Origin of the sequence: Phormidium sp. CCY1219 (genome assembly GCF_035615515.1) — a bacterium.
GTDB lineage: Bacteria > Cyanobacteriota > Cyanobacteriia > Cyanobacteriales > Laspinemataceae > CCY1219.
On the sequence record NZ_JAJENT010000894.1, the window covers coordinates 42,182 to 50,514 of the forward strand.

Consider the following 8,333-nt stretch of genomic DNA (forward strand, 5'->3'; position numbering starts at 1 on the left):
TTCACCGCCAAAGCCGTGTTAAAACAGTTGTTTCGCAATTCGTCACAAGATGTTATTGAAGAACGTCTAAACGGATCCCGTTGGGGTGCGTTTGTTAGCGAGCTGTTGTCGAATAGCGGGCATTTTTTGATTTTTAACGCGCTCTCAGAAATGGCGTTAATGAGTTGGACTGACTATTTAATCCACACCGGGCATTATTTAATTGTAGGTGCAATGTTTGCCCAAGCCTGGTACTTATCTCGACCCAATCCCCATCGGTTTTGGGGAAACTTTATCGGTCCATCGATTTACACCCTGAGCGATTTACCCCTAGAAGGGCTGGAATTTTTTGCCGAACCGAATCACCTGATTTTGTGGTGCTTTGCTGTGATGATTGCTACCTCGCAATTCATCCGCTTTCATAAGCCATCTCAGACCGCCACTTGGATTATTCCCCTAGAAAGTTTGACCAGAACTAGCATGGTGATTGCCCTGTATGGGGCACTGATCTACAAATCTTACCCCGAGGCCACCGGATGGGAAAGTTTCATCAATATTCTCCGGATTCCCCATCATCAATTTATCATTCAAAGTACGATGGTGGTGGGATTGTTGCTGGGACTGCAGACGTTACAGGTGACATCTCAACGGAAAAAACTGCAAGAAACTGCTGGTTTGTTGCGGAATTTGGCACAATGGGGAATGGGAAATCATGCAGTGAAACAAGCGGTCATCAATCCGGAAGAATTGGGATTTCGGCGACGCGATCGCGCCATTTTATTTATGGATATTCGCGGATTTACCCACTGGTGCGAAGAAACTTCTCCCGATATTGTCGCCGCCGTGCTTAATTCTTATTATCGCACAGTAGAACCCGCCGCCGCTAAATTTCAACCGTTAAGAATTACCTTAACCGCCGATGAAATTATGGCAATTTACGCCACTCCCCAGCAAGCGATCGCCGCCGCCCGCGCCATGCAAAATGCAGCCGAAACCCTGCTTGCGCCCCATCAATTAGGGGCGGGATGTGCCTTGCATTACGGAAGCGTAATTGAAGGATTATTTGGCAGCGATCGCGTCCGCACTTACACCGCGATCGGAGATGTGGTCAACACGGCAAAACGGTTAGAAACAGCCACCCCAGCCGGAGAAATTACCCTCTCCGATCGCATTTATCAATGCATGGAAGAAAAGCTAGAAGTCGAACCGCGCGAACCAATCGCCGCCAAAGGCAAAACTGAACCCATCGCCGCATGGCGGTTAAAGTAAGCCGCGCAAACATCCGCATCCCTAAATTTTTGCCAGGTTAAACTAACACTTTATCCGGAAATTGGCGGAACGGAAAAGCGCGATCGCCCGCCCACAAAGTTGATGTAAAAGTCATCCCGACTGAGCTATTCAATCCTTGTAGAGTCTAAAATGCTGACTTCAAAAGCCAGGAGAAAAAGGGATGCAGCTACCGTGGTTCGCTAAATTCAGCCTATTTTTATTCTTCCTTTCCGTTCCGCTTTTAATGCCCCCCACCGACTCCCTCCAGTGTTCGATGTTAGTCTGGAGTCGAGAAATCCGCGATTTTGGCGACGATGGATCCGACGGATTCGACGGACGAGATGGGAGAAATGGTCGTCCCGGGGACAACCAAACCCTTTTCGCCGATGGAAGCTCTATCCTGTTGGATCTCTCCGGGACCGACGGCGAGGATGGCGAGGATGGCGACAATGGGGATGATGCCCGCTGTCGCCGACAACCGCGCAACGTGGATTACGACCTGCGCGCCCCAGATGGCGGCGATGGCGGCGATGGCGGCGATGGCGGCGATGGCGGCCAAGGCGGTTTTCTCACTATATATTATACCAATCGAGACCATTTAAACAACATTTTCGTGAATGCAGCCGGCGGAAAAGGCGGGCGATCGGGACGCGGGGGCAATGGGGGCGACGGATGCGACTGTCGCGAACGGGATTGGGATGTGCGCGTGTGCGAAGATAGCCTCAACACTTCGCAACCGCAATGCCGAGAGCGAGAGTTTCGTTGCTACGATGGGTCAGACGGTCGCAATGGCTCTTGGGGTGCCAGCGGTGGGAACGGACGCCTGGGAACGCTCACATTAATTAACCGCCAGGAACCCTTAGCGGAAGACAACCCGGCGATCGCCGTTCCCATCTCCCAACTCGCCAGCTTAGACGTTGTTCTCTCTCGCAATCGCTGGGAAACCCGCCAAGGTGCGAGCTTGCTGTTAGCACCCGGTTCTAAAATTGCCGATGAATATCGCGAATTTCGCGATCGCATCGAACGCCCGGTTCGCGTAACCTGGGAAGCAGGGCGATCGACCTACAATTTTACCGATACTCGCGCCAACTTTCGCTTAACCGAGGATAACAAAGTCGAGCTTTTCTTCCCAGAAGACATTTGGGTGCAAGCACAGCAATTTGTGGAAACCGACCGAACCAACATCATCATTTCTAACCTCATCCGGGAAAGCGAAGCCACCGAGCTTACCTTGGTCGAATTTGCCAGCAACGGCGAAAATCTAACCCTCAGTTTGATTGACCGAGGGCAAGTCTCCGACATCGTAACCACCGAATTCGCCATCACCTATCGCGCCACCACCTCCAGCGTGTGGTTTAGCCGCAACCGAGACTATCGCACCCGCTACGAGGGCAAAATTCCCCCGGAATTGGTGACGCAAAATTACAATCGCTTGACCTTAAATTTGGGTCAATTACCCATAGAATCGCAATACTTGCAACCCGGAGTTGGGGTAGAAATCGAGTTACTCGTGACTCGTTCGTTAGGCGAACGTTCCACTCAGCAAATCATCACGTGGAAAGGAGAAATTAAAGGGTAAAGGGGTACAGGTTTAAAAACCGGGGGATTGAAATCGCGCCTTGGCAAGCAATATTGGAGAAAACCGGGGGATTGAAATCGCGCCTTGGCAAGCTAAGTCCGCCTACGCGGACTCATTTTTTTTGACAATATTGGGGGGAAAGAAAGCGGGGGATTGAAATCGCGCCTTGGCAAGAAAGGCGATTGAAATCGCGCCTTGGCAAGCTAAGTCCGCCTACGCGGACTCATTTTTTTACAAGAAAGGCGATTGAAATCGCGCCTTGGCAAGCTAAGTCCGCCTACGCGGACTCATTTTTTGACTGCTATTTCCTCCGATTAATATTAGTCGTCTTTAGACGACTTGAGCTATAAGCCGGGGACTTTAAGTCCCCGGCGTTTATCCGAATACAACCAGCCCTCGCCAATTTTGGTTAAATAAAATAACTGCCAATCATGCCAGCCAACAACAGAAAGCCGATGGAAACATTTTGGCCGAAGATTTGACCGTAAATTGGTTTGGGCGGATTGTCTTGGCGCAATTGCAGGTATTGCCAACCCCAAAGAATTGCGCCGCACCCCAAGGCAATCCAGAAGGGAAAACTGAGGTGACGGGTTGCGCCTTCCCAGGCGAGGAAAGCAATCGTGCCGAGGAAAAAGAAGCCCACCGCTTCCGGGGCGCGATCGCCGAAAAATATAGCGCTAGAGTTGACCCCCACGCGCAAATCGTCCTCGCGATCGCTCATGGCATACACCGTATCGAACCCCAAGGTCCACAGAATCGTTGCCCCCCAGAGAATCCAAGTATCTGGTTCTAAGTGAGAAACTGCAGCGGTCCAACTAATCAACACCGCAAATCCCCAAGCAATGGAGAGGACCAGTTGGGGCACGGGAAACGCCCGCTTTGCCAGGGGATAGCCGATAATCACCGGTACAGCAGCCACGCAGAGGGCAAAACTGAGGGGATTGAGATAGAGGGCCAGAATAGCGGCACAGCACAGGGCCACCATTGCCACCACAATGCCGGTCGTAATCGAAAGTTTGCGGGAAGCCAGAGGGCGATCGCGGGTGCGTTCCACTTGCGGGTCGATATCCCGGTCCCACAGGTCATTCACCACGCATCCCGCCGCGCTGGTGGCAAAAGTCCCCAACACAATTACCCCCACCAGGGGCACTGGCGGGGTTCCCCGTGCGGCCAAAAACACAGCCCACAGGGCAGGAACCATTAAAATCAAGCGTCCCGCCGGTTTATTCCACCGCAGCAGGCGCAGCACCGCTTTCCAGGTGGGTTCGGTTTGGTTTTCTGGTGACGTTAACATGAGATTCACTGAAAGTTTTTCGCGATTGTCCCATTAATTAAGATATCGTTAGTCTGGAAGTCTGAAATGGGATAAGCACCCCAAACAATCGCAATGGTTAAATCAGTTCCGATAATGAGGATTCCCGCTCCAAATCGGGAGCAGCAGCGCATTCTCGCGGCTATCGATATGGGCACCAACTCCCTGCATATGGTGGTGGTGCAAATCGATGCAAGCTTACCCACCTTTACGATTATTGCCAAAGAGAAAGAAACCGTGCGTCTCGGCGATCGCGAGACCAAAACCGGCAACCTGAAACCGGAAGTCATGGCACGGACAATGGCTGCACTGCGTCGATTCCAGGAACTCGCCCACAGTTTGAATGCCGAACACATCGTCGCCGTCGCCACTTCCGCTGTGAGAGAATCTCCCAACGGGCGCGATTTTCTCAAAGAAATCGAGCGGGAATTGGATTTGCGCGTTAATTTAATTTCCGGTCAAGAAGAAGCGCGACGCATTTACCTCGGCGTGCTTTCCTGCATGGAATTTAACAAAGAACCCCACATTATTATCGATATTGGCGGCGGTTCTACGGAATTAATTTTAGGCGATGGTCACGAACCCCGGTCCCTGAGTAGCACCAAAGTCGGTGCAGTGCGCCTCACCAGCGAATTTGTCACCACAGATCCTATCAGTAACGACGAGTTTAAATACCTGCAAGCCTACATTCGCGGAATGCTCGAGCGTCCGGTAGAAGAGCTGCAAAACCACTTATTTCCCCAACAAGAAGAACCGCGTTTGGTCGGCACCTCCGGGACGATTGAAACTTTAGCAGCAATTGACGCGCGCGAGCAACTCGGCACCGAACCCTCACCGCTGACGGGGTACGAATTGAAGTTAAAAAACTTGCAAGACATCGTACAACAATTGCGGAAGCTTTCTTATGAGGAACGGGTAGAAGTGCCCGGGATTTCCGAGAAGCGCGCGGAAATTATTTTGGCAGGGGCATTAATTTTGCAAGAAGCGATGACCGTGTTGGGGATAGACTCCCTGACCATTTGCGAGCGATCGCTGCGCGAAGGAGTGATCGTGGATTGGATGCTCGCTCACGGGTTAATCGAAGACCGCCTGCGGTTTCAAAGTTCCATTCGTCAGCGCAGCACCTTAAAACTGGCGCAAAAATATCAGGTAAATCTGGAATCTGCCGAGCGCGTTGCCGCATTTGTTCTCAGCTTTTTCGACCAAACTGAAGGCATTTTGCACGAGTGGGGATTAGACGAACGGGAACTGCTATGGACTGCGGCAATTTTGCATAACTGCGGCATTCACATCAGCCATTCTTCCCACCACAAGCACTCGTATTATTTAATTCGCAACGGCGAACTGCTCGGTTATACGGATTTAGAAGTAGAAGCGATCGCCAATCTCGCGCGATACCATCGGCAAAGTGCGCCGAAGAAAAAGCACGATAATTATCGCAATCTGCCCAAACACTATCGGAAAATGGTGGCGCAATTGAGTGCATTGTTGCGATTGTCCGTTGCCCTCGATCGCCGCCAAATTGGCGCGATCGCCGACGTGGAATGCCACTACGACGCCAAGAAAAAAGAACTGCACCTGAAACTGCAACCCACCGAACCCGACGACAAGTGCGTGTTAGAACTCTGGAGCTTGGAGCAAAAGAAACAAGTGTTTGAAGAGGAATACGGCGTCCGCTTAGTTGCCAGTTTAAAATCCACGCCAGTGGCCGTGGGTTAGAATAAAATCAAGCCATTGGCTGATAGTCAAGAAGTTCGCGGCGATCGCCTCGGATGGCAGAGTCCGTGATTTGGCGTTATCTCCCGACTCTCCAGCGTCATCAATGGCCGAGCTTCCGAAATTTTGCAGTGGGTGTGTGGGCCGGGAAATTTCACCGCCAACCGAGAGTCATTACCGTGCAAACTGACAGATTCATCGTAACCTAAGCCCCCAATTTGCGATCGCCATGAAATCTTCTTTTTTCCGTTCCTATCTCCAAACCCTCGCGCGATACAAATGGCTTGCTGTCGCCCTCTTTATCGCCTCCGTTGGCATCTCGGGGTTCATGGCATTTCAAATCGAACCCCAGCCAAAATATATTGCTGTAGGTGCCTTGAGAGCCAACCCTACCGAGGATTCCCTCACCCCCACCACCCGCCAAATTATCAAACAAGGACAGCAATTTTCTCGGGCAGAAGAATTAGTCAATCTGTTGCTGGCAGAAAATGTCCTAAAAGCCGTGGCAGATTATATCCAAGTTCCTCCAGAAGAAGTGCGGCAAAAATTGTTATTAAAACTGCCCAGTGAAGAAACCGCCGGCATGCTGCAAGTATTATATCGAGATGACAATTCCGAAACCGCAAATCAAGCCGTAGCCGCCTTAATGGAGGCAATGGTGCAGCAGAGTCAATTGATTAATAATGCTCGCTTAACCGCCCGGGTAGAAAAACTGAAAAAAACTTTACCCCAAGCGCGGGAAAACCTCCAGCAAGCGGAACAAAACCTGTACGACTATTATGGGGCCGACGAAGCAGAACTCTCGCGATTGGAAGCAGAGGTAACGCAGCAAAAAGAACGAGTGGAGCAACTGCAAGCGGCACTTTCACAAGCCGAAGCATCCCAGTCGCAAATGGTCAGCAGTTTAGCGATCGCCCAAGCGCCGCAAGTCTCCCCCACCAAATCCAACCAAAGGTTTTTCCTCACCTTAGCCAGCGGAGCGATCGTCGGGGTGTTGCTTGGTGGCGGCTTGATTTTACTCCTCACAGCGATTCCGAAAAAGTCGCCTCCCCTGCAGCTTCGACAACCGTTATTAAACGCCTATAAAGGGCGATGTGCCATTACCGGATGTGACGTGGAAGATGCCCTAGAAATTCTCTGGCTGGAATCCCAGGGGGGCGATGGAACCCATGCGGTGGGCAATGGAGTGGTCTTAAGGGCGGATATTCACAAGCTGTTCTTGGCGCAGCAAATGGCGATCGAGCCAATGACGTTAAAAGTGGTGTTATCCCCCAACCTGCGGAAAACCAGCTATGGCAAACTTGCCGGGAGAGCGATCGCACTTCCCGATGCGGAAGACAATCGCCCCAATATTGAAGCGATCGAACGGCATTATCGTCACTGTGACTGGATAGAGGCGCAGCAAAAAGAACCGGAAGCAGGTTAAAGTCCCCGGTTAGGGGATTATATATTCTCAACCTTTATCCGCAATTAACCCGGATTGCGTGGATTAGCGCCGAACCGCAATCTTTGCGTTTTCTCGTCATCAAAAAAAAATACTGCTTTTTCTTTACTGAAAAAATTTTGCAGGGACAGTTTGCTAACTGGCGGATTTTAAATTTCTGACGCTTTCGGATTTTCTTTATCCCGATCGCGCGAGGGAAATGCGTATTAGGGAACAGAAGTTTTTAAAGACAAGTTCCTTTATGCGTCTCTATACCTCTGTGCTCCTTTCCACCTTCCTGCTTGCTGGTGTTGCTACCAGTGCCCAAGCAATGGAGTCTCGCTTTTCTTCCAAAAGCGATTTTAATTCTCCCTTACAACTATTCTCTCAACAACAACAAACCAAAAATCAAGAAAATTGTGAAATTGACGACCCGAAACCCGGTTGCAGTCGTCGCGATCTGCGCGTTTTTGGGTCGTTTGATGCCAAATCCTCGCTTTTGGCTGAAACCCCAATCCAGCGCCAGAAAGCGGACGCGCCCTGCACGCAAGCTCAAATTCCCCAAGATGATGACGACCAACGGGGTAGTGGACGATGCAAACCGTAATCCCAACCCATTTAATCGACGTTCACTTCTTCTTTGAACCCTGCGGCTTTGACCAAACCCCTTCATTTTATCTCCTAATGGTCAGCCGCAATTGTCCTCAAATCTCTTAAGTTTAACGAGTATTTCAACTAATATTAATCCCATATTTTTTGGGAATAGAAATCGCCCGGTGTAATTTCAGCGCGGATTAAAACATCGGCTTAATTTCGCTGCAATGCCATGTGGGCAAAAACCTACTGGACAGGGAATGGCTTCCGCCGCCCTGTCCAGGGGGTTTTTTGCATATAAACGCTGACATTGCAACGTCCGACACCACATCAGAACCCTCGCGGCGAATGAATAGCAGCCGCGATCGCCAAATGGATGCGGTGCATTTTTTATTTGAATATTTGGTCGAGAGGCTTTCCCTGTGGTAGAATGCGCGGATATCTCCATATGGTTCACCCTC

The 8,333-nt window shown here is 50.7% G+C and carries 7 protein-coding genes; 5 read left to right on the forward strand and 2 right to left on the reverse strand.

The genetic code is table 11. The features are described from left to right. Positions 1 to 15 precede the first annotated feature (15 nt). Positions 16 to 1,248, forward strand: a complete 1,233-nt coding sequence (locus tag LKK83_RS29385; protein ID WP_324635017.1) for an adenylate/guanylate cyclase domain-containing protein — start codon at positions 16 to 18, stop codon at positions 1,246 to 1,248. 181 nt (positions 1,249 to 1,429) lie between these two features. Then, positions 1,430 to 2,827, forward strand: a complete 1,398-nt coding sequence (locus LKK83_RS29390) for a hypothetical protein (RefSeq protein ID WP_324635018.1) — start codon at positions 1,430 to 1,432, stop codon at positions 2,825 to 2,827. Positions 2,828 to 3,236: 409 nt separating this feature from the next. Here LKK83_RS29390 and LKK83_RS29395 read toward each other — a convergent pair whose 3' ends face one another. Further along, positions 3,237 to 4,121, reverse strand: a complete 885-nt coding sequence (locus LKK83_RS29395) for a 4-hydroxybenzoate solanesyltransferase (protein ID WP_324635019.1) — start codon at positions 4,119 to 4,121, stop codon at positions 3,237 to 3,239. A gap of 93 nt (positions 4,122 to 4,214) precedes the next feature. Between LKK83_RS29395 and LKK83_RS29400 the strand changes: the two genes are divergently transcribed. The 3 genes from LKK83_RS29400 to patX all read left to right on the forward strand — a co-directional run bounded on the left by LKK83_RS29400 (position 4,215) and on the right by patX (position 7,885). Then, positions 4,215 to 5,858 (forward strand): Ppx/GppA phosphatase family protein, encoded by a 1,644-nt coding sequence (locus LKK83_RS29400; protein ID WP_324635020.1) that lies wholly within the window; start codon positions 4,215 to 4,217, stop codon positions 5,856 to 5,858. Between the two features lie 226 nt (positions 5,859 to 6,084). Then, on the forward strand, positions 6,085 to 7,281 hold the full coding sequence (locus LKK83_RS29405) for a hypothetical protein (RefSeq protein WP_324635021.1): 1,197 nt from the start codon (positions 6,085 to 6,087) through the stop codon (positions 7,279 to 7,281). Positions 7,282 to 7,540: 259 nt separating this feature from the next. Further along, positions 7,541 to 7,885, forward strand: coding sequence for a heterocyst-inhibiting protein PatX (gene patX, locus LKK83_RS29410; RefSeq protein ID WP_324635022.1), 345 nt, complete (start codon positions 7,541 to 7,543; stop codon positions 7,883 to 7,885). 177 nt (positions 7,886 to 8,062) lie between these two features. Here the strand turns inward: patX and LKK83_RS29415 are convergent. Further along, positions 8,063 to 8,333: hypothetical protein (locus tag LKK83_RS29415; protein ID WP_324635023.1), on the reverse strand; the 271-nt coding region annotated here is incomplete at its 5' end.